The sequence below is a fragment of the Streptomyces davaonensis JCM 4913 genome (genome assembly GCF_000349325.1).
Lineage (GTDB): Bacteria > Actinomycetota > Actinomycetes > Streptomycetales > Streptomycetaceae > Streptomyces > Streptomyces davaonensis.
The window spans coordinates 9,442,014-9,466,619 of sequence record NC_020504.1 but is presented as its reverse complement, the minus strand read 5'-3'; the positions used below and the strand labels follow the sequence as shown (position 1 = coordinate 9,466,619).

Annotated in this window: 21 protein-coding genes and 5 pseudogenes; 18 read left to right on the top strand and 8 right to left on the bottom strand. The window is 68.7% G+C overall.

What is annotated here, in order from left to right:
- The first annotated feature begins 354 nt into the window (after positions 1-354).
- The 9 genes and pseudogenes from BN159_RS42105 to BN159_RS42070 all read left to right on the top strand — a co-directional run.
- Positions 355-864 carry a hypothetical protein gene (locus BN159_RS42105; RefSeq protein ID WP_015663163.1) on the top strand — a complete coding sequence of 170 codons (510 nt, stop codon included), beginning with the start codon at positions 355-357 and terminating at the stop codon, positions 862-864.
- Positions 865-1,343: 479 nt separating this feature from the next.
- Positions 1,344-1,826, top strand: coding sequence for a hypothetical protein (locus tag BN159_RS46505; RefSeq protein WP_193384265.1), 483 nt, complete (start codon positions 1,344-1,346; stop codon positions 1,824-1,826).
- Between the two features lie 473 nt (positions 1,827-2,299).
- On the top strand, positions 2,300-2,671 hold the full coding sequence (locus BN159_RS42095) for a hypothetical protein (RefSeq protein ID WP_015654787.1): 372 nt from the start codon (positions 2,300-2,302) through the stop codon (positions 2,669-2,671).
- A gap of 62 nt (positions 2,672-2,733) precedes the next feature.
- Positions 2,734-3,291, top strand: coding sequence for a hypothetical protein (locus BN159_RS42090; protein WP_015654788.1), 558 nt, complete (start codon positions 2,734-2,736; stop codon positions 3,289-3,291).
- Between the two features lie 116 nt (positions 3,292-3,407).
- Positions 3,408-4,049 (top strand): hypothetical protein, encoded by a 642-nt coding sequence (locus BN159_RS47325; RefSeq protein WP_015654789.1) that lies wholly within the window; start codon positions 3,408-3,410, stop codon positions 4,047-4,049.
- 10 nt (positions 4,050-4,059) lie between these two features.
- Positions 4,060-4,584, top strand: coding sequence for a hypothetical protein (locus BN159_RS47320; RefSeq protein WP_015654790.1), 525 nt, complete (start codon positions 4,060-4,062; stop codon positions 4,582-4,584).
- Positions 4,585-4,879: 295 nt separating this feature from the next.
- Positions 4,880-5,368 (top strand): hypothetical protein, encoded by a 489-nt coding sequence (locus tag BN159_RS42080; RefSeq protein ID WP_015654791.1) that lies wholly within the window; start codon positions 4,880-4,882, stop codon positions 5,366-5,368.
- Positions 5,361-5,834, top strand: a complete 474-nt coding sequence (locus tag BN159_RS45530) for a hypothetical protein (protein WP_015654792.1) — start codon at positions 5,361-5,363, stop codon at positions 5,832-5,834. Before BN159_RS42080 ends, BN159_RS45530 begins: the two co-directional genes overlap by 8 nt.
- Positions 5,835-5,863: 29 nt before the next feature.
- Positions 5,864-6,343: pseudogene (locus tag BN159_RS42070) on the top strand (ATP-binding protein); the annotation flags it as partial.
- A 15-nt stretch (positions 6,344-6,358) separates the two neighbouring features.
- Here BN159_RS42070 and BN159_RS42065 read toward each other — a convergent pair.
- Positions 6,359-6,742 carry a YybH family protein gene (locus BN159_RS42065; RefSeq protein ID WP_106435721.1) on the bottom strand — a complete coding sequence of 128 codons (384 nt, stop codon included), beginning with the start codon at positions 6,740-6,742 and terminating at the stop codon, positions 6,359-6,361.
- 501 nt (positions 6,743-7,243) lie between these two features.
- Here BN159_RS42065 and BN159_RS42060 point away from each other — a divergent pair.
- A complete protein-coding gene (locus tag BN159_RS42060) occupies positions 7,244-7,906 on the top strand; it encodes an HAD family hydrolase (protein WP_015654795.1) in 663 nt (220 codons plus the stop codon).
- On the opposite strand, the pseudogene BN159_RS42055 reads toward BN159_RS42060, so the two are convergent.
- The 4 genes and pseudogenes from BN159_RS42055 to BN159_RS42040 form a co-directional block, all read right to left on the bottom strand.
- Positions 7,887-8,093, bottom strand: a pseudogene (locus BN159_RS42055) (hypothetical protein); the annotation flags it as partial. The gene BN159_RS42060 and the pseudogene BN159_RS42055 overlap by 20 nt on opposite strands.
- 231 nt (positions 8,094-8,324) lie before the next feature.
- Entirely contained in the window at positions 8,325-9,368 is a 1,044-nt protein-coding gene (locus BN159_RS42050; RefSeq protein WP_197541366.1) for an IS630 family transposase, read from the bottom strand.
- A gap of 52 nt (positions 9,369-9,420) precedes the next feature.
- The gene (locus tag BN159_RS42045; RefSeq protein WP_015654798.1) at positions 9,421-9,924 is read right to left on the bottom strand and encodes an NUDIX domain-containing protein; all 504 of its coding nucleotides are present in this window, start codon (positions 9,922-9,924) and stop codon (positions 9,421-9,423) included.
- Positions 9,925-9,959: 35 nt separating this feature from the next.
- Positions 9,960-11,314: pseudogene (locus tag BN159_RS42040) on the bottom strand (tetratricopeptide repeat protein).
- 224 nt (positions 11,315-11,538) lie between these two features.
- Here BN159_RS42040 and BN159_RS42035 point away from each other — a divergent pair.
- The 3 genes and pseudogenes from BN159_RS42035 to BN159_RS42025 all read left to right on the top strand — a co-directional run.
- Complete coding sequence (locus BN159_RS42035) at positions 11,539-12,288, top strand: hypothetical protein (protein WP_015654801.1); 750 nt, start codon at positions 11,539-11,541, stop codon at positions 12,286-12,288.
- A gap of 75 nt (positions 12,289-12,363) precedes the next feature.
- Positions 12,364-13,275: a phosphotransferase family protein gene (locus BN159_RS42030; protein ID WP_015654802.1), complete on the top strand. Its 912-nt coding sequence runs from the start codon at positions 12,364-12,366 to the stop codon at positions 13,273-13,275.
- Position 13,276: 1 nt separating this feature from the next.
- A pseudogene (locus BN159_RS42025) lies at positions 13,277-13,966 on the top strand (class I SAM-dependent methyltransferase); the annotation flags it as partial.
- A gap of 581 nt (positions 13,967-14,547) precedes the next feature.
- Here the strand turns inward: BN159_RS42025 and BN159_RS47520 are convergent.
- Positions 14,548-16,260 (bottom strand): lamin tail domain-containing protein, encoded by a 1,713-nt coding sequence (locus BN159_RS47520; RefSeq protein WP_015654804.1) that lies wholly within the window; start codon positions 16,258-16,260, stop codon positions 14,548-14,550.
- A 291-nt stretch (positions 16,261-16,551) separates the two neighbouring features.
- Positions 16,552-16,772: pseudogene (locus BN159_RS44600) on the bottom strand (transposase); the annotation flags it as partial.
- Between the two features lie 358 nt (positions 16,773-17,130).
- Here BN159_RS44600 and BN159_RS42015 point away from each other — a divergent pair.
- From BN159_RS42015 to BN159_RS42005, 3 genes are all read left to right on the top strand, one after another.
- Positions 17,131-17,358 (top strand): hypothetical protein, encoded by a 228-nt coding sequence (locus BN159_RS42015; protein WP_015654807.1) that lies wholly within the window; start codon positions 17,131-17,133, stop codon positions 17,356-17,358.
- Positions 17,359-17,535: 177 nt separating this feature from the next.
- Positions 17,536-17,742, top strand: coding sequence for a hypothetical protein (locus BN159_RS42010; RefSeq protein WP_015654808.1), 207 nt, complete (start codon positions 17,536-17,538; stop codon positions 17,740-17,742).
- Positions 17,739-18,122 carry a hypothetical protein gene (locus BN159_RS42005; protein ID WP_015654809.1) on the top strand — a complete coding sequence of 128 codons (384 nt, stop codon included), beginning with the start codon at positions 17,739-17,741 and terminating at the stop codon, positions 18,120-18,122. Before BN159_RS42010 ends, BN159_RS42005 begins: the two co-directional genes overlap by 4 nt.
- Before the next feature lie 108 nt (positions 18,123-18,230).
- Here the strand turns inward: BN159_RS42005 and BN159_RS45515 are convergent, their stop codons facing one another.
- Positions 18,231-18,905: a GNAT family N-acetyltransferase gene (locus BN159_RS45515; protein WP_015654810.1), complete on the bottom strand. Its 675-nt coding sequence runs from the start codon at positions 18,903-18,905 to the stop codon at positions 18,231-18,233.
- Positions 18,906-19,321: 416 nt separating this feature from the next.
- Here BN159_RS45515 and BN159_RS41995 point away from each other — a divergent pair, with 416 nt between their 5' ends.
- Both BN159_RS41995 and BN159_RS41990 read left to right on the top strand, forming a co-directional pair.
- The gene (locus tag BN159_RS41995; protein WP_231905536.1) at positions 19,322-20,182 is read left to right on the top strand and encodes an alpha/beta hydrolase family protein; all 861 of its coding nucleotides are present in this window, start codon (positions 19,322-19,324) and stop codon (positions 20,180-20,182) included.
- The gene (locus BN159_RS41990) at positions 20,179-24,441 is read left to right on the top strand and encodes a caspase family protein (protein ID WP_015654812.1); all 4,263 of its coding nucleotides are present in this window, start codon (positions 20,179-20,181) and stop codon (positions 24,439-24,441) included. The genes BN159_RS41995 and BN159_RS41990 overlap by 4 nt, the downstream gene beginning before the upstream one ends.
- Positions 24,442-24,606 lie beyond the last annotated feature (165 nt).

Genomic DNA, 24,606 nt, shown 5'->3' with positions numbered 1-24,606 from the left:
CCCGGGTCCCACTCAATATCGAGAATGATTCGCGCGCGCGGTCTGCTCCGCAGACACGACGCGCCGCCGCTACGCGGCGGTCCAACTGCCTTGCTCCGCAAGACAGTTGATTAGCCGTCACTCCGTGACGGCTAATCAGATCGCTCCGCGATCTGATCACAGGAATTCGCTCCGCGAATTCCTGAAAAGCAGCTGGCTGGGCCAACCCAGGCGCATCTTTTTCGCTTTCTGTTGGCTTGAATCGGTGTTCAAAAACTGACACACAGTAAGTAAGGTTAGAAGTGTCCGAAAGGGCGGCAACTCTTTCGGATGACAGAAAGTGAACTCGCCCGAGAAATAAGAGGAGAGGACGAAATGGCGAAACTGAAGCCTGTCTCCCCCGCTACATTCACAGAGGCGCGCGACGAAGCCCACGCCGTGCTCGCACATCTGATGACACGTCTGGCGCCCGGCGAGCATGTGGTGCGGCTCGGAGTCGGCATGGAGGGACAGGACAAGCCGCTGAGCGCCACGCTGCCCATCACAGTGAAGGGTGACGGCGGAGCCGAGGACCTGGTGGGCGTGGAGCCGAAGTACTTCGACAACTTCGTCTTTCTGCTGGCCTGTGGGCTTGCTCAGACGATGTGCTACGGCGTGATGTACCTGCGCTCTCCCGCCTCGGCAGGGAAGGTTGACTGCGCGTCATACACGGTGCAGGCATGGGACCTGGACTGGGGCACACTCACGGAATGCGATGCCGCCCGCGCGCAGGAGCTGATCGGGGATCGTGAACCGGCGGCATTCGCGGACGCGTTCGGGGTGCATAGCGAGGACGACGATGGGGGTGAGTCCGTCTACCCGCCGGTGGCCTACACGATCTTGTAGTGCTGCGTGCGGGCCTGGATGGCGATCTGGCCCGCCTCGGCCGTCTAGACAGGCGCCCGTGTGGGGCGCGGGGGTGCTGGCATATGGCGCAGCACCCTGTCTGAGCGGCGCGGAGCGTCGCAGCTCAGAGGGTGGAGAGGGGTGTCGTGTCCCGCAGGGTGGGGCGCGGCGCTCCTCTTCCTTTGTGGATCGCATAGCGATGTGGGGTGTTGTTGTTTTTTGCGTGATGCGGAGCACCACGCGGGGGTGGTTTTCCGTCGCGTAGCGGCGGAGTGTCGTGTCTGCGGAGCAGACCGCGCGCACGGAGTATGGGGTTTTGGGCTGGCGGGGAATTCTTTTCCGGGTGGTCGGCAAACCATTTCCGGTATTCCCCGCCAGCTGCTCACTCGCCCGAGTGAGGTGTTTTCATGGTAGGTGATGCGATGATCGCTGGGCGTGTAGGTGCGCCCTTTGTTCGGGCGGTGGGTTGGGGGGTCGGAGTGGAGGATGTGCGGCTGCGGCGGCTGTATGAGGGCCGGTGGGTGGTCAGTCGTGCCTGGATCGTGCAGTACACGGGGGCTGCGTCATCGACGGTGGCGCGTTGGTACGCGCGGCGGGAAGAGCAGGTGGAGGAGCTGCGGCATCCGGAGGTGGTGTGCTCGGTGGGGCGGGTGCACTACTTCGATCAGCAGGCAGTGGTGGCGTTCTGGGCGGCTTGGCAGCAGGACGTCGGGGCGGGGTTGTTGGGTGTGTCCGGCCGACGGGCCGGCGATGGGCAGGGAGCGCGCGGTGGTGGACATAGTCGTGCGCAGCGTGAGCAGGCGGTGGGGGTAGCGCTGCAGGCTTTGCGGGCGGCGGGTGGGTACCGGCGAGGTTTGGCTGCTGAACTGGCTCGTGTGCATGGTGGCGTGGCGCGAAGTTGGCAGCGTGCGGTTACGGAAGCCCGTGCGCTCTACGAGCAGGGCACGGAACAGGGGCAGTAGGGGGCTAGGTCAGAAGGCAGGCGATGGCGCGGCGCCTTGACGGTGCTGGTGTGCGCCTCTCCCCCGGCCCGACTGCCGGTGCGCGCCGGATTCCTTCCGGCGCGGGATCGCGGCGGTGGCGGCCGGCGCGCAGCAGGACGCGGTGGTGCGGGATCGCCGATGCTGCCGAGTCGACCACGTCCCGCCCTTACCTTCTTTCTCTTCTTTCTTGGGCAGGGAGCAGCGGCTGCAGAGGGGATGTCAGCGGGCGTATTGGGCTTGGTTGTTGGGCTGAGCTGGGAGGACTCAGTGGTCCGGAGTTGGGCTGTGCAACGTCTGGCGCAACCTCTACCGCAGCGCCGTGGCGCAACGTCCAGCGCAACCTGTAGCGCAGCAGGGGTTCCACCCGGACGAAAGAGTCACTATTATTTATAGTATCGGGGAGGGGTGCCCCCTCCCCCGGGAACCGCAAGGGACCAACGAAGGGGAACGACGTGGAACTCACCATCACCGACGGGATCGTGCGCCAGGTGCGCGGCGCGGATGCGCCCATGACCGGGCTTGCAGTTCAGGCTCGGACGATCGCTCATTTCCTGCCGCTACTGTGCAGGCGGGCCGGGGTGACGGTCGTTCACAACTCTGACCGGAACTACACCGGAATTCGGTTCGAGACCAGGGCTGTTGGTCCGGTGGTGCTGGAAATGCCGATGGGTGAGGATCCTTACCGTTTGGTTCAGGAGTTCATCGAGCCGGACGCGGCGGGGCGCACGGAGGTTGAGTTACGGCGATTCCCGCAGATCTATCGGCCTCACGGAATCGCGTACATCACAGCCGATTTCCTCCGGTCGAACGGGTTCCTGAGGTAATCCGCACAGGCGCCCTCAATTGAGGCGCCTCCTGCCGGCGTCATCGAAAGGAGAGAAGGGTCATGGAGAACTCGCAGATTCCTCAGCAATTACGGGAAACCGGAGCGCCGCTCACGGATGCGGAGAAGGAGCAGGCTCGTTACGCGTTGGCTGAGTTGGCGCGCAGTGAGCGGGATCCGGATGCGCTGAGGGTGTCTCATGAGCAGCTGGAGATGGTCCGGCCGTTCTTCGAGTTGGGTTGGGGCATGGGCGTGCGCACGGGCCACACCGGTGCGGCCATGGCGGGCGTGCCGGTCGACCCGGGGACGGTTGACCGTGCGTTCGTGGGGTTGCTGTCCGGGCGGGTGGCGAGTCAGCTGGTGATTGCGGTCGCGCAGGTCCTTGATCCGCAGGGCGGTGGGCCGGTGTTGTGGCAGAGGGTCAGGTATCACGGCAGTGTGACGCGGTGTCATGGTTCCTACTGGGTGCAGGGGATCCATGCGCATGCTGACCTGGTCGGGGTGGCTTGCGTGCTGCGCTATGACCTGTGCGAGGTGATCGGCGGTGTTCCGGTGACCGCCGTCACGAACGTGCGGCGACGGAGCCTGACGCCGCTTCCGGAGTTCTGCGCGTTGGTCTGAGTGTGCAGGTCAGGGGTGGGTTTACCCACCCCTGAAACACACTATTATTGATACTGCTCGGGGGTGGTGGCTCCGCCCCCGGCCCGCAAGGGACCACCAGGGAAGGGGAATACCGCATGACTCAGCAGCTCGCCGAGCGCGCCACGAACGTTGCCCCCACGGGTGCCCGCAACGCCGGCCTGTCCGACCTGGTCCGCATCCTGGAGGACGGACAGCGCCGCAAGCTGGACGTGATCGCCCCCGCCTCCGCGCTGCGGATGCGTGAGGGCAACGTGCACGTCGAAGGTGTCGAGTCCCTGATCACCGAGGACGGTGTGACGGACGTCGATGGCATCTACCGGCCCACCGCCGTTGCCGACGAGGGGATCTCGGACAAGCTCCGCATCCCGCTCGCCTACCTGCGCCGGATGCGCGACGAGAACGTCGCGCTGCTGGACGAGAACGTCAACGCGTGGCTGTGCGAGGAGCCGGAGCGCCGTTTCATGCTCCGCGCGTTCCGCGGCACCAACGGCCCCGGTTTGCCGCCCGTTGAGGGCGTGGCCCGCGCGCTGCTGTCGGACAGCTACAAGCTGATGGACAACCTCGACATGCTGCTGGCCGCACTCGACGGAGTGGAGCGGTCCGGGCACCCCACCCGGATCACGGGGTGCGACCTGAGCGACCGGCGCATGTACGTGCGTGTGGAGTCCGAAGCGGTCGCGGTCCAGGCCCGCAGCCTGCTGCGGCTACCGCTCCCCGTTCGACGGGCGCAGCGGTGACCAACTGCCCATGGTCTCGGCCGGGTTCGTCATCACCAACAGCGAAGTCGGCGCCGGGGCATACACCATCACCCCGCGCGCGGTCATCCAGGTCTGCCGCAACGGCCTGACCGAGACCAAGGACGTCATGCGCGCCGTACACCTCGGGGGCAGGCAGGACCAAGGGGTGGTGTCCTGGTCCGGCCAGACCCAGCGCAAAACACTGGAACTGATCACCTCCAAGACCACCGACGCCGTACGCACCTTCCTGTCCCGGGAGTACGTCGAGGCCAAGGTGTCCGCGATGGAGGCCGCCGCGGGGAAGGCACTGGACGAGCCGACGAAGACGATCGAGCACGTCACCAAGACACTCAGCATCGGCAACGAGACCAAGGACCGGATCCTCGCCCACTTCATCCGGGGCGGTCAGATGACCGCCGGGGGCGTCATGCAGGCCGTCACCTCGACCGCGCAGACGCTCACCGACGCCGACCAGGCCGCCGCCCTGGAAGCCCTCGCACTGCCCGCCCTCACCACCGCCGCCGCGCACGGCTGACAGACCCCCGTGCGGGCCGGACCCCCTCCCCGGCCCGGCCCGCACGGGCCCCACCCACCCAGAAAGAGCACAGCGGCCGCGCCTCGCCCCTCAGCAAGCGCGGAGCACGTCCTACGCACTCGCTCAGCCGGCATGCAACGGACGGGACCCGGGTCGCCTCAGCCCCTGCCACACAGCGGCGGCGGAGCCGACCGCGCCAGGAAAACACCCACTGCGCCCCAGGGGGCGCGGTACGGCCAGCCCACGGCGCCCACCGCCCACCGCCCACCGCCCACCGCCCCTGAAAGGAGTCCTCATGTCTGCACGCCTGAAACTCACCCGCCCCGGAGACGACGCCATCCGGACCGCCATGAACCGCGCCCTGACCGCCCTCACCGCCGTGTTCCAGGCACTCGGAGACGGCGCACACACCCTCAACCTCGTGGCCGAGCGGACCGACGACGCGTTCGTCACAGCTCGGACCGATCTCTCCATCGGCATGGAGCCGCTGCGCCTGGCCGTCCTGGACCAAGACGCGTTCTGCTTCTTTCGCATGCTGCTGGTGTTCGCGCTGGAGGGCAGCACCATGCGCAGCGCGGTCCTGGTCGCCACCACCTCCGCCGAGCCCGACCCCCGCGCGTGCGGCTGGTCCGTACGGAACGGGTGGCTGCACCCCATGGACACAGCCGAGCTCCAGGCCGCCGTCATTCCGTGCCCCGACGTCTCCGCCGTCCTGCGCGAGGTCTACCCCGCCCCCGTCCTCCCCCAGTCCCCCGACGCCGAATTGGAGGACCCGCATGCCTGAGCCGCAGCTTCCACGGCCCGACGACGCCGCCACGGCATCCGCCATGGGCCGCGCCCTGCACGCACTGACCGCGTTGCTCCCCGCCCTCGGCGAGGGAAGCCACGAACTCAGCATCAACGCCGAGCGCACGGACGGCACGGAGATGCGCGCCAGCCTGTACGTGACCGTCGAACCGGGTTCATGGCGCGTGCACAACTCCCCTGAGGAGTACGTGCACTTCTTCGTCCTGCTGACGTTCGCCCTGGAACACAGCACCGTGCGGGACGCCGTCCTGGTCGCCACGACCGCCAACGCCGGCATACACGCCTGCGGGTGGGACGTCCGCAACGGGTGGCTGCACCCCATGGACACATCCGAACTCCAGGAGGCCGCCGCGGCCTTCTCCGTACCCGACGCCGCGTCGCTCGTGGTCTGTCACGCCCCCGTACTGCACCGCCCCCACCAGACCGCCGAGAAGCACTCATGAGCGACAAACCCGCCGCCACACCGGACGGCTGCGACTGGATCACCAAGGGCTACCCGCTGTGTCTGATCGGGGACTCCGGCACCGGCAAGTCCCACCTGCTCATCGGCCTGGGAACCGCGGCCGCCATGGCCGGCTACCGCGTCCGCTGCACCACCGCCGCGGCCCTGGTGAACGAGCGGGTCGAAGCCGCCGACGACAAGCAGCTCGGCAAGACCATCGCCCGCTACGGACGCGTCGACCTTTCTGGAATCGACGAACTCGGCTACCTCGAACTCGACCGCCGCGGCGCGGAGATGCTCTTCCAGGTGCTGACCGAGCGCGGGGAGAAGAACAGCATCGCCATCGCCTCCAACGAGGCGATCACCGGCTGGTCAAAGACGTTCACCGATCCGCGGCTCTGCGCGGCCGTCGTGGACCGGCTCACCTTCAACGCCACCCTGATCGAGACCGGAACGGAGTCCTACCGGCTGGCCCGCACCAAGGCGAACAAGACCAACGGGCTGAGGTGAGGGCCTGCGCATGGATCAGGAGCTGAGATGCTCATGCAGCATCTTCAACTCTCCGTCCCGCCGCACGATGACGTTGGTGCCCCGGCCCCGGCCAGAGCGGAGTTCACCGTTCACGACGCCGGTCCAGGCGAACCGACAGCGACACACCGCGACATCAGAGGTGAGCACCGGCCACTCCAGTTCACGCACCTCATACACCTCGTCGAGGATTGTCGCGAACGTCTTCCCGATCGCGGACCGGATCTCCTCAATGCCCCGATGCGAACCGTCCGAGAACCCATACACGGCGTCCTCGGCGATGAACGGCACGACACATGAGATGTCGTGGCTGTTGTTGGCCCGTTCGTACTCGCCCATGAACGCAGCGAGTTCAGATTCCAGAGATGTCCGATCCGTCATGCGGCCATCATGCCGACGCTCTCACGCGGCCGTCACTCTTCCCTCACCGCCTCAGTGGTCCCAAAAAAAGCCGCCCTCCGGGGCCACCGCACGACGCCCGATCCTCACGAATCATCCGCCAACTGGGACCAGTTGGAGCCGCCCCGGCTGGAGCCACATGGCACCGCCCCAGCCACGCCAAGGACCTCCCGCAGCTCGTCGGCAGCCGCATCGGCTACCACGGCAGCCTGATCCTCCACCGCGTCAGCCTCGACCGCCCCGAGGTCTCGGTACGTCCGCTGTCGTCCACCGCCGGTCGCCCGCCGTCACAGACGACGGCCGCGGTACTCCGTCCTGCGCGATTGCGCCGAGCACGTCGCGCAGCGGCCCGAGACCCAGCTTCCCGAGAACGGTCCCCGAACGACGATGCTCCCTTGCGCGCCCAGGCCGGGCCGTGCAAGGGGGCGCTTCGTCGTGCCCGTGCGCCGGAGGTGAAGGTGGGCCGCTCGGTACTCTCGCCCCATGATTCGCGCTGTGATCTTCGACGTCGGCGAGTGCCTCGTAGACGAGACCCGGGAGTACGGCACGTGGGCCGACTGGCTCCAGGTGCCACGCCACACCTTCCACTCGATGTTCGGGGCAGTCATCGCCCAGGGCCGCGACTACCGCGAGACCTTCCAGGAGTTCCGCCCCGGCTTCGACCTGTACGAAGAGCGCGAGAAGCGCGCCCAGGCGGGCCAGCCGGAGACCTTCGGCGAGGCCGACCTCTACCCAGACGTCCGAGACGCCCTCGCCGCCCTCCGCGCGGACGGGCTGTGGCTGGGCATCGCCGGGAACCAGACCGTGCGCGCAGGGAAGATCCTCCGCGAGTTGTTCAGCGGCGACGTCGACCTGATCGGCACGTCCGACGACTGGGGCGCCAGCAAGCCGGACCGCGCGTTCTTCGACCGCGTCGCCGATGTCGTTCCCGCCGAGGTCGGCGAGATGCTGTACGTCGGTGACCGCGTCGACAACGACATCGCCCCGGCCCGCGTGGCCGGCATGCACACCGCGCTCGTGCACCGAGGCCCGTGGGCAACCATCCAGTGGCATACGGAGCAGGCACAGAAGCTGCCGACGTTCCGAGTCGAGACCCTCCTCGAACTGCCGCCGCAGATCGCGGAGTTCAACGAGCGAGCGCGCTGACCGTCGTCGACCAGCCGTAGAGCCGGTCATCCAGGTCCCGCACACACTGCTCGTGCTGGTGCGGCGCCAGCGCGCGCCGCACCTCCCGCACCCGGTCCATGCCCATCGCGTACCAGGTGCGGGCCAGCTGATCGAGCGCGGCGAGCGCGTACCCGCACGCGGCCTCGGGGTCACCGGCCGACCGCTCGTTGCTGCCCTCGCCCGCGAAGTCCCCCTCGGCGCCTGCATCCTCGACGACATCGAAAACCACGGCCCGGGCGGGGCAGTGTGGGCGCCGTTGACCGGAGGCGAACCCCGCCCGTGGACCGACCTGTAAACACCCCGTTCGTACAGAACAGGAGGCTCATGCCGGTGGCGGGGAGCACCTGGACAGCGCCCCCAGAGGACACCTTCCTATTGATCCGAAACTCAATCGGTTCTATTCGAGGATGTAGCGGACGTGCGGGCCGCCGAAGTAGCCGCGGACGATATGTGGCTGACGTTGGCGGCGGTGGAAGAACCTGCGGGTCTCGGCGGCGAGTTGGGCCTGGTCGCGGGCCCGGCTGTGCATGGGCAGACTCCGTTTGAGGTCGGCGTTGACCAGCTCGTCGGGATTCAGCTCCGGCGAGTACGACGGCAGGAAGTGCAGCTCGATCCGGTCCGGATGATCGGCCAGCCAAGCGCGGACCTTGCGGGATCGGTGCGCGGAGTGACCGTCCAGGACGAGGTGCACCTTGTGGTCGAAGTGGCCGACGAGCCGGTCCAGGAAGCGGCACATGACGTCGGCGTCGAAGGTCTCGGTGAACACCATGAAGTGCATGCGGCCCTTCGTGCTGATCGCGGACATCGCGTTGACGGAGAACCGGTTGCCCGTGCGGTGCACGACCGGTGTGCGGCCCCGCTCACCCCAGGTGCGGCCGGTGACCTGGTCGGAACGGATGCCGACCTGATCGGCGAAGAGCACCTCCCCGCCCTCGGTCTTCGCCTTCGCGCGGATCGCCGGCCAGGTCTCCTCCCGCCAGACGCGGACCGCTTCCGCGTCCTGCTCGACGGCCCGCTTGTCCGGGCGCTGGAACGACAGGCCCCAGCGGCGCAGGTACTTGCCCACCCCCTGTTCGGTCAGCCGCACCCGGTACAGCTTCGCGATCAGGCCCCCCACTCCCGCGCGCGTCCACAGCTGCCCGGCCAGCCCCAGGTCACAGGGGCGGTGATCCAGAACCGCCTGCCGGATCGCCTGCTGCTCGACCGCGTCGAGAACCTGATGCTCGCCGACCCGGCGTCCACGCGGCTGAGCCACGAGCGCCTCGCGCCCGCCGGCCAGCCACTTCGCCCACCAATTGTCCACCGCCTTGAGCGAGACCCGGAACACCGCCGCGACATCCTCACGGTCCCGGCCCGCCACCAACGCGGCCACCGCTCGCAGTCGAAGGGCCTCCTGAGCCGACGGCGACAACTGCCTTGCGTCCCCCACCAGTTCACTCACGCAGGGATCAACGACCCAGAACATCTACCGTTTCGGATCAATAGCTGTCCAATTAGCTCTGCCAGCCGTCAAGTGACACCTGCGGCCCTTGCCTGAAATAGGCATGGAGAGCGCTGGCAGTCGTATCGACAAACGATTCCGGGATGGAAGCCGCGTCAACCCAGCAGACTTGAGCGTGTTTTCGTGGTTCGCGGTTCTCGGGTTCTCCAGCCCACTCGTGCGCAGCAAAGACGACGGTGAGGAAGCCGTTGGGAGCTTCGACTCCCCAGGCGCCGTGGATGATGTGGGCGACCCTGAGGGCCTCCGGCTTCACGGTCATGCCCGTCTCTTCGTGCAGCTCCCGCACCGCCGTCTTTGTGATCGGCTCGCCGGGCTCGCTCTTGCCGACGGGGAGGTCCCACATGCCCTGGGCAAACTTGGCGTTCTGACTGCGCTGGAGAAGGACGACGCGGTCGGTGGCCCTGTCGTGGACAATGACGGCGGCGACCAGCAGAGTCATGGATTCAAGGGCGGGCGGCAGGGCCTTGGGCTGGTCGTCGGTGATCCGCTGAGCCACGGTTGGTGTCCCTTCGTCGGCCGGATAGTGGCAGCCTAGGCCAGCGCTTCGCGTGCGCGGCAGGCGAGCTCAGCGGCTCCGGGCACTTTGCGGCGCTGGTAGACGGAGAGGGTTGAACGGAGCGAGGTGATGGCCTTGCGGGTGCGGTCGGAGGTCATGCCCTCCATCAAGGTCAGGGCCTGTGACCAGGCGGCTACGGCCTCGTCGGCTCGGGCCTGAGCGGCGAGGCTGTCGCCGAGGTCGGCGTACGTGAGGGCGTGGACACGCTTGTACTTCTCCCGGTCCCAGCGCACCAGGGCATCGCGATGCTGTTGTTCCGTGCCGACGTGGTCGGCGAGGTCGGTCAGGGTTCGGGCGGTGTGGCTGGCGACGGTGCCGGCGGCCGGGCCACTGACCCGGGAGTAGCTCGGCTGGGGGCCGTCGTCACGCAGGAGGGCGTCTTCGGCGGCGAGCAGGGCGCGAACCGCCGCGGACTTCTGTTTGACCGCCGCGTAGGCGCGGGCGTGCGTGATGTGCAGCAGCGCCTCGGTCTGGCCGTCGACGTGGCCCACGCCGCGGGTGAGGGCGGCTTCGGCGAGGTCGACGCAGTGGTGAGGCTGCTTGAGGCTCAGGCCTGGTGGGCAAGGGCCCGCATCATCCACGCGGCGTGACCGCGCGGGTCGGCTTCGTAGGCGAGCTGGTAGCCGACCTGGTAATAGCGCTGGGCGGCGCCCTCTTGGCCAAGGTCGTGGTGCTTCCACCCGGCGAGGTAGGCAAGTTCGGCGACGGCACCGAAGGCCGCTTGCCGTAAGGGTTCGTTCAGGAATCGGGCGCGGAGCATGGGGGCGGCGGTGTCGGCGAGGTAGGCGGTGACGGCGGTCAGGCCGTGGCCTCCGCCTAAGCGTTCGTCGGCCGCGCTGAAGGCTGCGGTGATCTGCCGTACGACATCCACGTCCTCCATGCCGACCGCCGAGCTGCCGGTGCGGGCCCGCAGCATGCGGGCCGTGGCCTCGTGGTCGTAGAAGAGCGGCATGGCCACGCCAGCCGTGGTGAAGGCAGCCACGGCAAGGAAGCGGTGGCGTTCGACGTCGGCACGGCCCAAGCAGGTGGCGGCCACAACAGGATCGGGCTCTTGCGACACGGCGGCTTCGGGTGTGCGAAGGCCGATCTCGGCCGAGGTGATGGAGCGGCCTGCTCGGCGGGACAGCGCCTCGGCGAGGTACTGGCCGGTCCGTCCAGTGGGCTGGCGTGTGCCGTTCGCCCAGTGCGAGACGGCCGATTTGTTGGTCTGGAGGATCTCGCCGTTCTCGGCCGCGATACGCCGGATGTCCTTCGCCACAGCCTCGTAGGTGCAGCCGATCGCTTCGATAACGTCACGCAGGCGGGAATTTGGCCCTCTCGGCGCTGCCACGATCGCCTCCGCTCCGGAGCTGTAAACCGCGTATACCGCTTCAACTGCTCTCACCGTACCCACTGTGCGTGACGCAGAGTTCACTAAGCATCAGCCGCCCGGCCCCGGTCCGACACCGTGACCAGGCTCCCCCTTCGGCCGGGCGGCTCCTCGAAGTTCCGTACGCCTACGCCGGGTTCAGGCACCCGTGTGACCGAACCCGGCCGATCAGAGACGGAGACACGGTGACCACCATCGACACCACGGCCATCACGGCCGTGCTGCCCGAGTCGTTCGACGAGCGCTGGAACCGCCTGCCCGGGATCCACGTCGACGGCCGGCGCACAACCATCAATCCGGCCGAGTACTTCTTCCGCTTCGAGTCCAACACCTGGCTCGTCGCTGACTGGGAACTGGTCAAGTCCCAGCTCCTGGAGGTGGAGGAGACCACCGAGAGCGCGGTCGAGCAGCTCGCGCTGGACTTCATCAGGGCCCACGCCACCTCCACCTCGGACGCCACCCGCGTGCTGTCCACCGCCTACGCGGTGTACGCCTACCTGTTCCGCGACGAGCACCTCGGCACCCTGGGCCTGCCGCAGATCACCGCGGAGCATCTGCGGATGCTGCGCGAGGCGGCCACGCTGATGGCGCTGAACAAGGTGGAGCTGAACGGGCATATCTCCAACGTCGGCCCGTGCTGGTTCTTCCCCGCCGCCACCTCCGTCGTCTTCGACCTGGACGACGAGATGGGCGGCCTCCTCGACGAGGTCTACCACGGCGGCTGGTTCAACGAGCACCGCCGCATCGAGTCCATCAAGGCCCACGCCGCCCTCGGCGGCCGGCTCGTGCACGGCTGCCAGTCCGTGCCGGACCAGACCGGCGGCGTCGTCGCGCCTTACGGTGCGTCGATGACCGCCTTCCGCGACGACCTCGCGGCCTTCAAGGCCGGATGGATCAAGCAGGTCTACGCCCACCGCGTGAGCCCAGCCGCATAGCACCGCCACACCAGGCTCCGGGGCGGGCCGGCACCTCCCGCCCGCCCCGGACGCCCCAACCTCCTGGAGCCCCACGTGACCGCGAACCCCAGCGCCGAACTCCTCGACAGCCTGCTCACCATCGCCGGACAGACCACCGCCGTGCGCAAGGAGGTGCGTGTGTGGTCCATGTCCGGTGTCGAGCGCCTGACCTTCCCCGACGCCACCACCACGATCTTCAAGTACGCGAAGCGGCCCTTCGACAGCGAAGACCATATCCTCCGTGGGGCGCACGCTCTTGGTGTCCCCGTTCCCCAGGTTCACGCCTCCGCCGTCCTGGACGGCTGGCTCGGCATCCTCATGGAAGACCTCGGCCCCGCCGTCCGCGACGCCAACGACCTCGACGGCACTGCCGCCGCCGTGGTCCTGCACGGCACCCGGACGGCTCCCGCCCTGCCCGTCCTCGACCAGGCCAGTCTTCGCATGCTGCCGAACCGGTCCCTGGACCATCTCGCCCGGCTCCGCAAGGCGGAGCGCTGGCAGGATACGGACGGCATTGAGAACGCGCTCGACCGAATCACCCAAGCCGCCGAGGCCCGTTCGGCCGGTGCAACAGTGGCTCCGTTCGGCTGGGTGCACTCCGAGTTCCACCCCACCAGCCTCCACATCGGCCAACGCGGCTGGCGGCTGCTGGACTTCGCCCGCGCCTTCACCGGCCCTGGCCTGCTCGACCTCGCCAGCTGGCATGGCACCCTCGATGCCCCCGACCCCGTGCGTCTGCGTGCCTTCCTGGAGCAGTACGTCACCGCCGGCGGCCCCCCCGACGCCCTCGCCCGGCGCGGCGGGCTCACCGCCGAGAACTGGGCCCTGGGCTGGCACCGCATGTGGGCCGTCGAGTGGTTCATGGAACAGTCCATCCGCTGGATCAATGACCCGGCCACCGACCCCGCCTACATCAAGGCCGTACGCCGCCACCTCACCGACGTCCTCCACCTCCTGGAGGTCTGACGTGCTCGCCCAGGCGTCCCCGTGGTACGTCCACGCCCTTAAGCGCACCATGGCCAGCCCCGCCGCGCCGTTGCCTGTGCCCGGACGCATGGAATGGACCACACGGCCACACAGCGGGCCTGGCGCCGAGATTCTCGGACCGGATCTGTGCCGCAAGCGACTGCTGGAACTCGGCTGCGGCCCCGGCCACAACGCCGCCCACCTCGCCACCCGCCACGGCGCCCAGGTCACCGGCGTCGATCTGGTCGGCCTGCAGGTCCGCCGAGCCCGCTCCCACTAAGGCCGGCTGAACAACCTCACCTTCGTCGCCGGCCATGCCCTGCACTACCTGCAAGCCTCCACTGAACCTTTCGACGCCATCTACTCCGTCTTCGGAGCCATCGGCCTCGTCGCCCCCGAACTCCTGCTCCCGGCCATCGCCCAGCGCCTCACCCCTGGGCGCACCCTCGCCTTCTCCGTCCCCCACCCCCAGCGCGGCGGCCTGCGCCCCACCGCCAACGACCGCCCTCGCCGTGACTGCATCACCCTCCCCGACCGCACCCGGCTGCCCATCGTCCGCTGGGACTTCGACGCCGACCGCTGGGAGAAACACCTCGACCGCGCCAGCCTCTGGCTCACCTCGGCCCAGGAGTTCCATGACCCCCGCCACGCAGGCTGCCGGCCCACCACCCTGCTGATCACCGCGCGCAGGGCTCGCCGAGGTCCAGGCACGGGTACGGCGAACCGGTTGGCGGCGATGCCTTGGCTGTTTCGGTGCGCGGCACAGCTGGGCTCTGCCGGCCGTGGTTGCGCCGGGCGCCGTGTGTCGCTCACCCACCGGCGCCGTGCAGGGGTACGGTCCGAGCGCCGGTCTGCGAAGGACTGGACCGTGTGGCAGAGCAGGCCCGGACGCTCTACACCACCGACAGAGGGTGTGGGGCACCCACTTCGCGCTTGAACATCACCCCTGACACGCTCGCGTGGTGATCCAATCGGCCGGGTGACGACGAAGGATTCACCGTGCCCGCCTCACCTCGCCGCCAGGCCGCCCGTCTGCGCGCCTCCTACACCCGGGAGACCGTCTCGCTCGCCGCCTCCGGGATCGCCCGTCGCGGCAGGAACGGTCCTATGCTCCGCAGCGGTCTGGGCCTCGACATCTGCACAGCGGCGCAGCGGCGACTGCGTACGCTGCTGGCCCTCGGCATGTTCAACCACGGCCCGACCAGCCTGTGGCCGCGCCACGTCAGCCTGGCCGGAACTCCGTTCGACTTGCAGGTTCCAAAATCGGTTGACTCAGTACGCCGTTCCGTCGGCGCGCTGGCCGGGCGAGCGGGACAGCGAGCTGATGGTGTTGTGCTTGACCCAGCCGCCGGTCGCCGAGCCGTCCGGGCTTCGGTTGATGGACACCCCGTCGGAGTCCGCCTGGCTTGAGGAGTAGGTCATCGACTGGACCGTCGCTCCGGCCGAATCCCGCAGGATCACCTGGTCACCGCTGTTGGACAGGCTGAGGCCGCCGGTGCTGGCCGGCACCGCCACGATGCCACCGGGAATCGAGGAGCCCGCGCCGAACACGGTGATCGCCTTGCCGGGTTGCAGCGTCGTACCGGCCGCGAACGTGTGCCGCACCGCCGACCCGTCCCGGAGGGTCCAGCCGGCGATGCTGATGGCCGTGCCACCGGTGTTCACGATCTCGACGGCCTCGCCGGCGGTGCTGCTGCCCGGTTCGTTGGCCAGCACCTCGTTGATGATGACGTTGGCGGGTCCGCCGTCTCCGGCGGTGACGTTCTGGGTCGTGGTGTGGGTGGCCCCGCCGTTGTCCGTCACGGTCAGCGAGACCGCGTAGGTTCCGGCCGATGCGTAGGTCACGGTCGGGTTCGTCGCCGTCGAGGTCTGGCCGTTGCCGAAGTCCCAGCTGCGGCTCACGACGGTGCCGTCGGAGTCGGTGCTGCCATCGGTGAAGGTGCAGTTGAGAGCGGTGCAGGAGTGCGTGTACGACGCCGTGGGCTGCTGGTTCGCGCCGCCACCGCCGATGACGAAGTCGTAGCGGGCCAGCACCGGGTAGTGGTCACTGGTCGTCGTCGCGTAGTTCGGGACGTAGGCCTGGGGCTGGAACGCGGTTGCCGAGCCGGCGACGTACTTCGCCTGCACCTCGTTGGTGGTGAGCTGGTGGTCGATGAAGTCCGGGTAGCTCGTCGTCGACGCCACGCCCGCCAGCGACAGGGCCCGCGTCGGGAACGTGTAACGCGCCGCGTCGTTCACGAAGTTGGCGTACGGCGAAGCTTTGCCGGAGGTGATGGAGGTGTCGACGTCGTCGTTCCAGTCACCGATGACGAAGACGTTCTGGGTGGGGTAGGTCGTGTCGAGGTAGGACTTGAGGGCCTGCGACGCCGGGTTGCGCAGGTTCCACGCGTCCGTGGTGGACCCGGCCTTCGCGTGCAGGACGATGAAGACGAGGTCACGGGTGACACCGTCGAACGTGCCGCGCAGCGTGAACTCCACCGGCGGGCGGCCGGCGAAGTTGCTGTTCTGGCCGGTCAGGATGACCTTCGCGCTCACCAGCGTGGCCATGCTGGAGCGCCAGACGAGGGCGACCTTCTGCTCGGTGTTGCCGAAGTCCGAGTAGTACTGGGCACCGTTCGTCACGACCGGGTCGTTGGCCACGACCCCGGTGTACCCGGGCATGCCGGCCACGAGGGTGTCGAACGCCGAGGTGCTGACGACCTCGGACAGGCCCCACACGTCCATGTCGGCGCCCGCCATGACGTCGCGGACGTTCTGCTGCTGAAGCGCCTCGTCGGTCGGGCCGAAGTCCGGCGCGCCGAACCACTCGACGTTCCAGTTGCCGACGTCGAGCTGTGTCGGCGATCCCTGCGACGGAACCGAGGCGGCGGCATGCGCCGCAGGGCCGGTGGTGAGCATGGCCAGCGCCACGGCGGCGGCCAGGCAGGCGGCGCCGGGCGCGGCGATGCGGCGGGGGCGTCTGACAGGTATGTGACGAGGTGACATGAAGGTGCCTTTCGCGAGCGGTTGCGGAAGGTTCGCGGAGCACCGCACCGGAGGTGTGTGGGGACACGCCGCCGCGGCAGGGCAGTTCTAGGCGGGCCGGGTTGCACGCGGGGGACCGGAAGATTTCCTCCGCATGTCATTTCTACGCGCGTTGCGCAGTGTGCACCGGGCGCCGGGTGCGGCGCCATACCCCGTACAGGGCCCATCTGTTGAGCGGCGCTCCCCACGACCTCTCCCCAAACGGCCTCGGACGGGTGCGTCCAGCAAGTGGTGCAACTCGCGGGTTTGCTGCTACTGCCGGGCTGCGGTGAGGCGGCCGTCGAAGGCGATGCCGATGGCCTGGAGGGCCGGCTTCCATCGCCTGGTCCAGCGTTTCGCGCCGTTCCCGGTCGAATCCAGGCTCATGACCGCACATGGACGCACTTGAGGGCGGCCTGCTCAGTGGGGAAATGCCCGCGGGCGCGCACGGCCTTGCGGATCCGGGCGTTCGCGCTCTCGATGGCGTCCTCGGTGAACTCCGGGAACCGCTCCATGGCGGCTTCCTCGGTCGGCGCCGTGCAGACCGGGCGGAGGGCTTCCGCGATCTTCTACCAGGAGGCTGCCTTCATGCGCGCACGGCCGGAAGATCACCCGACCAGGACTCCGTTCGACTTGCGGGTTCCAGGATCGGCTGAGATACGGCTTCTGAGACACCCCAGCCGACTCCCACCCCGCACCCGCACCCTCCCCTTCCGCGAGCGCGGGACGGCAGGCCCCCAGCCCGCCCAGCCGAACCACGAGGAGCCGCACCCTGACCCACCCCACTCCGACCATCAACACACCCGCAGACCCCCGCGGCGCCGACGCCACCGTGTCCGAGCCGGGCAAACGATGCCCAGCGGCCTGCACGCCGCCACCCGCCCGACGGGCACCACGGTCAGCAGTCACAACGTGTCGTCCCTGCTCGCGGAACTCACCCGCCACAACGACTGTGCCGACGCCCTGCACGCCCTGGTCCTGCCCGCCGACCACCTCGACACGCACCGCAGCCCCATCGACCACGCACGCCGCCACGCCCTGTTCTCCATGCGGCCCTGCTTCATCGACCCGATGCAATGACGGAACCTGCAGCGTCGGCTGCGGGCCGATCACCTCCCCGCCAGCACGCACGCCCAACGCCGGATCTTCCACGCCCTGACCGGCACACCCCCCGGCGGCTCGCGCACTCCTCCCCCGATTCCTCGGCGCACCCGGTCCGGTACCACATCAGGTACCAGTAGCGGTACCGCGGGATCCATGCCTGCACTCAACGTGGAATTCACCGAGGAAGAGATGGCTCGGCTGCGGGAGCGGGCGGCGCTCACAGGCCGGAGCCTGAAGCAGCACGTGCACGACGTGACCGTGGAGGAGGCCGACCGGATCTCCTTCGTCGAAGGCGCGGTCGCCGAAGCCGCCCGGATCCTGCCCGGTGTCACGGCCCGCTTCCCCGAAGGACAGCGGTGAGCCCGATCATCCGTGTCGACGTCGGCTGGGTCCTGCAGATCCGGTCCGCGATCTCCCCGCTGAACGTGCCCATCGCGGACTGGGGCGCCCTGGGGTTCATGGCCGGCCGGCACACCTTCGAGCGCGAACGCGGCGTCCTCCACTACGAAGAACCCGCCGCACGGGCTGCGACCTTCCTGCACACCGCACTGCTGCTGCGCCCCTTCACCGACTACAACCTCGTCATCGGATGGGCCTGCACCAGCCAGTACATGCACCTCTCCCACCAGCCCCTGAAGCCCAAGGACGACGACCTGTACGAACTCGCCCACACCGTCCGCGCACAGGAAGCCGACCTCCGCACCGTCGCACAGCGCCTGGAGTCCTGGCGCACCGCATGACACCGGCGGGCCGGCTTGGGGAGCACGGTTGCGGACCGCTTGCCATCCCCCCTCCATGGGCCGGCGTCCCGTGTTTGAGGGATGCGCCGACAGCGAGCGAGGGGGACGTCACCTGTGGGGGCCTCGCCACCGGTGGAAGAAGGTCTCTCCCGGGCCAGCTCCCAGGCGCATCGGCACGCCGGTCAGCACCGTGCCCACATCGATCGTGTCCCGGGAACCAAGGACGGTGAACCCGCGCCGCTCGTCGTAGGGACCGAGCGCGCGGGAGGTCTCGAACCCACTGAACAGCAGGATGTAGTCCAACTGCCGGTAGACCTGCACGCACCGCTTCAGCACAGCCGTGCCGATCCCGCGGCCCCGGGTGTCCTCACTCACCGCGACCGCTTTGATCTTCGCGTACTTCACCATCGACGCCAGTGCGTGACCGTTGTGACCGGGCAGCTTCATGACCATCGCAGCGACCGCACCGGACGGGACAGGCAACGACAGAGCCGCCCCGGCGCCCGCCCCTTCCCCTTCGGCGTGGGCGGGGCGGCAGGGACCCCGCCCACGCCGAAGCCCCAAGGAGTCGCCGCCCATGGCCAGCCCGAGCCCTGCCACCGATACGCCCGCCGGCCTCGTGCGCGCCACCGTCGGCCCTCGCGACACCGACACCGCCGCGTCCGAGCCGGGCGGAGCGATGCGCGGCAGCACAATGATGACGACGGCCTCGGCGCCACCCAGGCGCCGACGGGACGGGGTACCTCGCTCCACGCAGGAGAGGGCGGAACGGGGCTCGGGCACAAGGCCTCCCTGATGTTCGGATCCGGCGACCCGCGGCCAGCGGACACCTGTCACTGACTCCAACCAGGCGAACCACTGGGGCGGTTGCAGCCGCCCGCGGCGTAGTGGCCAGTTCAGGGCACGGGGCGCACGATTCCGACCCTTTCTGCGACCCCAAGGTCCCGCCGCTGGCGGGCCTTTGCGGCAATCACCCCTACGCACTGTCTTCGTCGGCAGAGTGGACGCCCGCACGTCCCTTGCTTACGAAGCGACTACGCCGGGGATGCCAGATGCAGGGATGATCTGACACTGCCGCGGCATGGGACCCAGTTATGGGGTACCTGCTGCGGGCGCCCGCCAGGGCAATGGGGGGATCAGTTGTGGCTCACGTTGTGGTGGTTCACGGAATCGGACAAGAGTACGTCGGGCCTGAATCGTTGGAGCTGAGCATCGCACCAGGTCTGCGGGACGGCATACGGCTGGCGCAGGGCCGGGACTCTGCGGCAGACCTGGTGACCGTGGCCTGCGCCTCGTACGGTCACTTGTTCCTCGCGTCCGACACCCGAAGCTGGTCACTGCCCCCGTGGGACGAGACAGATGTCGAGGAGGGTCTTGAGGCTGAACTGCTCATGGCGTGGTGGGAGCAAGCGGCGCGGGTGGATAGGGCTGTGACCGGCCCGGACGAGCCGGGCACGCTCGGCGGGGCCGCGTATGGCGCGTCTCGTCTGCTGCTGTCGGATCGGGTACGCGCCGCGCTGGACGCGCTCAGCGGGTCCCGCTACTTCGGCTATGTCTCGGACCGGATGTTGATCTTCGCGTTGAAGCAGGTCCGCCGCTATATGACGGAGCCGGAGCTGCGGAGTGCCGCACAGGCGCAGGTGGCAGCCCTGGTCTCGGACGATACTCGGGTACTCGTGGGCCATTCCCTGGGCTCGGTCGTGGCCTATGAAGCCCTGTGCGCGCATCCGAAGTGGCCGGTGACGGATCTGATCACCCTTGGGTCACCGCTGGGGATCCGGCGCATGATCTTTGACCGGCTCGATCCCTCGCCGGTCCAGGGCGTGGGGGTCTGGCCGGGCGGAGTGCGCCGGTGGACGAACATCGCGGACCCTGGGGACATCGTGGCGCTGGTGGACCGGCTTGCTGACCGATTCGGTGCACGGGTGCAGGACCACCGGATCACCAACGGCGTGCGCATGCACGATCTGTTGCGCTATCTGACCGCTGTCACCACCGGCCGCACCGTTGCCGAAGCGCTGTCAGGCCCAACGGGCAGGACGGTTGCGGGTGTTCAATGAAGCAAGAAAATGCGGCGGAGTGTGCCGAGCAGAGCTATCTCATCACGATTGGCGTCAACACCCCTCAGGGCCAGAGGCGCAACGAACTCAGGTATCCGGTACGGGACGCCGAACGAGTGCGTGAACTGCTGACGCCGAGGGGGTACACACCCGTCCTTTCCAGCCTTTGGCAGAGCCCGACGGCGACCGAGGTGCGGAACAGAATCAAGGGCTGGGCAGCGAGCGCGGGGCTTGGCCCGAAGAGCGTGGTCGTCGTGTACTTCGCGGGTCACGGCTTCAAGGGCGAGTTGCACCACGAGCTCGTGTGCGCGGATGAGGAGGGCGCAGAGAGCACGCTGAGGACGGATGACCTGTGCGGTCCTCTGCTGGAGAGTCGGCTCGGACACCTCCTGGTCATGCTCGACACGTGCTATGCGGGCGCGGGGACGGCACAACTGGCTGAGGTGAGCAGCAGGTTGGCTTCCAAAAGGAACCGGCCCAGCGGTGTCTGGCTGATGGCCTCGGCGCGCGGCAAGGAACAGGCGAAGGAGCGTGCGTTCGTGGACGGGCTGACCAATGCCCTGACGGACACGCGCATGCGGCTTCCTCAATTCCTGGACGTCGACGAGGTCACTCGCAGGATCCAGCGCTACCTCGGCGAACATTCCCCGGCGCAGCACGTGTCGGTGTACACCGTGGACAGCGACGGACACGCTCCGTTCTTCCCCAATCTGCCCGCCGACGGCCTGGACGCGGCCGCTGTGGTCCGTCTGTACAGCCGTGACCGCTTTCACTTCGAGCCACGGGGCCGCGGCATTGAGCACCTGGGGGAACAAGGCGACCACTTCGTCGGCCGGACAGCCACTCTGACCGAGCTGGCCCGGTGGCTCGCAGGCCCGCACGACGGCCGGGCACGTGTGGTCACCGGAGCCCCGGGGTCGGGGAAGTCCGCGGTGCTGGGGAGGCTTCTTCTGCTGTCGGACGAAGACTATGCGGCCCGGACGGACGCCCGGCCCGAGACCCTGCCCCCGCGGGGATTGACCCTCGTGCCGCTCCACGCACGCCGTGCCACCCTGGAGCGGCTGGTCACCGACCTGGCCGCCGTGCTGGGATCACCCGGCTTGAACCGCGGTGAACTGCTGGAGATTCTGGGGCGGCGCACCACTGCGCTGGTGGTCGTGGTGGACGCGCTGGACGAGGCCGGAACCGCCGGGGACAGCGCGGAAGGCGCGCGCATCGCCAGGGAGTTGCTGCAGCCCCTCAGTACGCTGGCCGGCATACGGCTGATCGTGGGGGCGCGCCGCCCGCTGGTGCCTGCTCTGGGCCATGCGACGACCGTTTATGACCTGGACGAGCACGGCAGTCACTTTGCTGCGGATGATGTCGTCGCCTATGCCCGCAGCCTGCTGCTGGACTCGCATGAGGCGAATAGCCTCTCCCCCTACCGTGACAATCCGGCACTCGCCGACACGGTCGCCCGGGGCATCGCCGTGCGGGCCGGCACCTGCTTCCTGGTCGCACGCATGACCGCCCGCGCCCTGGTTCAGGGGCAGAGGACCGTCGACCCGGCGCGGCCGGGCTGGCAGGAGGAGCTCCCCAGCGATGTCGGGCAGGCGTTCGCCGAGTATCTGGACCGCTTCGGCTCGCAGCAGGCGAAAGTCACCCACCTGCTGCTTCCCTTGGCCTACGCCCAGGGAAGCGGGCTGCCCTGGTCCACCCTGTGGTCACCACTGGTAAGGGCCCTTACCGGCACCGACTGCCCGCACGCGGACCTTGCCTGGCTGCATCAGAACGCGTGGGAATACATCATCGAGACCGAGGCTCCCGGAGGGTCGAGGTACCGGCTCTACCACGAGACCATGGCGGAGTACCTGCGCACGCCCGGTGGCGAGTCAGCCGCCCACCAGATCGTCGCCGACACCCTGCTGACGCAGGTCCAGCCCGATCCCCTCAACGGCAGGCGCGCCTGGTCGGCCGCCCATCCCTACATCCGGGAACACCTCGCCGACCACGCGGCAGCAGGCGGGACACTGGAGCGGCTCCTCCACGACAACGGCTATCTGGTGCACGCCGGTTCGGCATCCCTCATGCGGGCCCTGCGCACGGCTCCCCCGGGCTTGGCGCGCACCCGCGGCTCGGTCTACCGCGCCTCCGCCGACATCCACGCCGGCGCGCCGCCGGAGGAGCGCCAGGACATCCTCGCCATCGACGCCGCCCGGTTCAACCAGCCCAGGCACGTCATCGACGAACTGTCCGAGGGGCGGCCCTGGCGGCCCCTGTGGGCGACGGGCAGCCTCGTCCACACCGCCCTGCGCACCACCCTCCAGGGCAGGACCGGCCACGCCGCACAGATCGCCTGCGTCACGATGGACGGACGCCCGCACGCAGTCACCACCGACAGCGAACCTCGCAACCCGACGCGTTCCTCCCGCCTCTTTGCCGACGGTGTGCTGCGAGTGTGGGACCTCACCACCGGTGATCAGGTCGCCTCTCTCACCGGCCACACAGGGCGCATCAGCGCGGTCGCGTGCTACACCTTCGACGGGCACGCCCACGCGGTCACGATCAGCCCGGCCGACCTCCTGGGCAACGGGGCCGGCGACGGCACGGTCAGAGTGTGGGATCTCAACGAGGGCACCGGACGCGTGATCGCTTCCGGCGACCTCGGTCATGGCAGCCTCGGGCACATGTCCACCATGGCCTACACCATGATCGACGGACAACCGCACGCCGTCACCGGAAACCAGACCGGCGAAGCAGCGGTGCGCGTATGGAACCTGCTGGACGGCGGACTGCGCGGCCCGCTCACCGGCCACGTGGACGCGGTGTCCTCCATCGGCTGCATCGACATCGAAGAGCGCCCGCACGCCGTCGTGGGCTGCCTGAACGGGGCTGCGTGGGTGTACGACCTGACCGACCGCACAATCCGGACGGTTCTCACCGGTCACACCCAGCAGGTGACCGCCGTCGCATGCGTCAGCATCGCCGGCGTCCCCCACGCCATCACCACCAGCGCCGACAAGACCGTGCGGCGGTGGAACCTTGACGAGGGCGGCGCCGGCACCGTCCTCACCGGCCAGACCCACGCCGCATCCGCCCTGGCCTGCACGCACATCGCCAAGGTTCCGCACGCGGTCACAGGAGGGGACGACAGCCTCCTGCGTGTCTGGAACCTGAACAGCGGCACCCAGCGGGCAACCCTCACCGGCCACACGTCGTCCGTGTGGGCGGTCGCCTGCATCAGCGTCGACGGCCGCGCGCACGCCGTCACCGGCAGTGGCGAACCCTCGGCGCGGGTGTGGGATCTGACCGAGGACACCCAGGCCCGCACAGTGCGAAGAGGCCACACCCGTCAGGTATCCGGTGCGGCCTGGACGACGGTCGACGGCCGCCCGCACTGGGTCACCGTCGGCCGGGACGACGTCGTACGGGTGTGGGACGCGGCGAGCGGGACCCAGCGCGTGGCCCTCACCGGCCATACCGCCGGCAGTTGGGGCCATCCCCCCAGCCTGGACTGCACGGTGATCGACGGTGTCCCGCACGCAGTCACCGGCGGCGCCGACTACACCGTGCGCGTGTGGGACCTCAGCCGAAAGAAAGAACGGTCCGTGCGGACCGGTCATTGGAACCAGGTCAACACCGTGGTCTGCACCAGCATCGACGGCCGCCCCCACGCGGTCAGTGGAAGCGCGGACTGGACCGTACGCGTCTGGGACCTGACAGACGACTCCCGCCCCGAGCAGATCTTCGAGTTCGGACGCCCCTCCCGCCACGAATACGACCCCGGCCGCGACGCCACCGCGGTCATCTGCGCCGACCTCGACGCACGTCCGCACGCCGTCCTCGCCTGGGGCGGCGACCACAATGCGGTGCACATCCGGGACCTCACCGACGGCTCGCCACGCGGGGTCCTGTCGTGCGACATGAGCGGAGTGGTCGCCCTGGCCACAACCCGCATCGCGGGACGAACCCACGCCGTCGCATGCGGAGAGGGCGTCGAGGTGTGGGACCTGACGCAACGCACCCGGCGCGCCGTCCTGACCGGACACACCGGCTGGGTCAGCGCCGTGGCCTGCGCCTGCATCGAGGGCCGGCCCCATGCCTTCACAACCGGCGCCGACCGCACCATACGCGTGTGGGACCTGGAAACGAACGAGTTGGTCTCCACCATCGCCCTGCCCCTGCCCGGACACGCCATCAGCGCAACACCCTCCGACATCCTCGTCGGCATGGACGACGACATCGCCGTATTCACCCGACACAACGAAGTGACGCTCTAACCCCCAGCCAACAGCACACACAGCACGCTCCCGATCCCCCAAGCCATGCCGCCCGGCGCCATAACCGGGCAGCACAAGCACACGTCACACACCCCGGGAGAGCCCCAGTCCCGCACACCAACCTTGGGCCTGATCCGCTTTGGCGGACATCCGAGATCAGGGGTT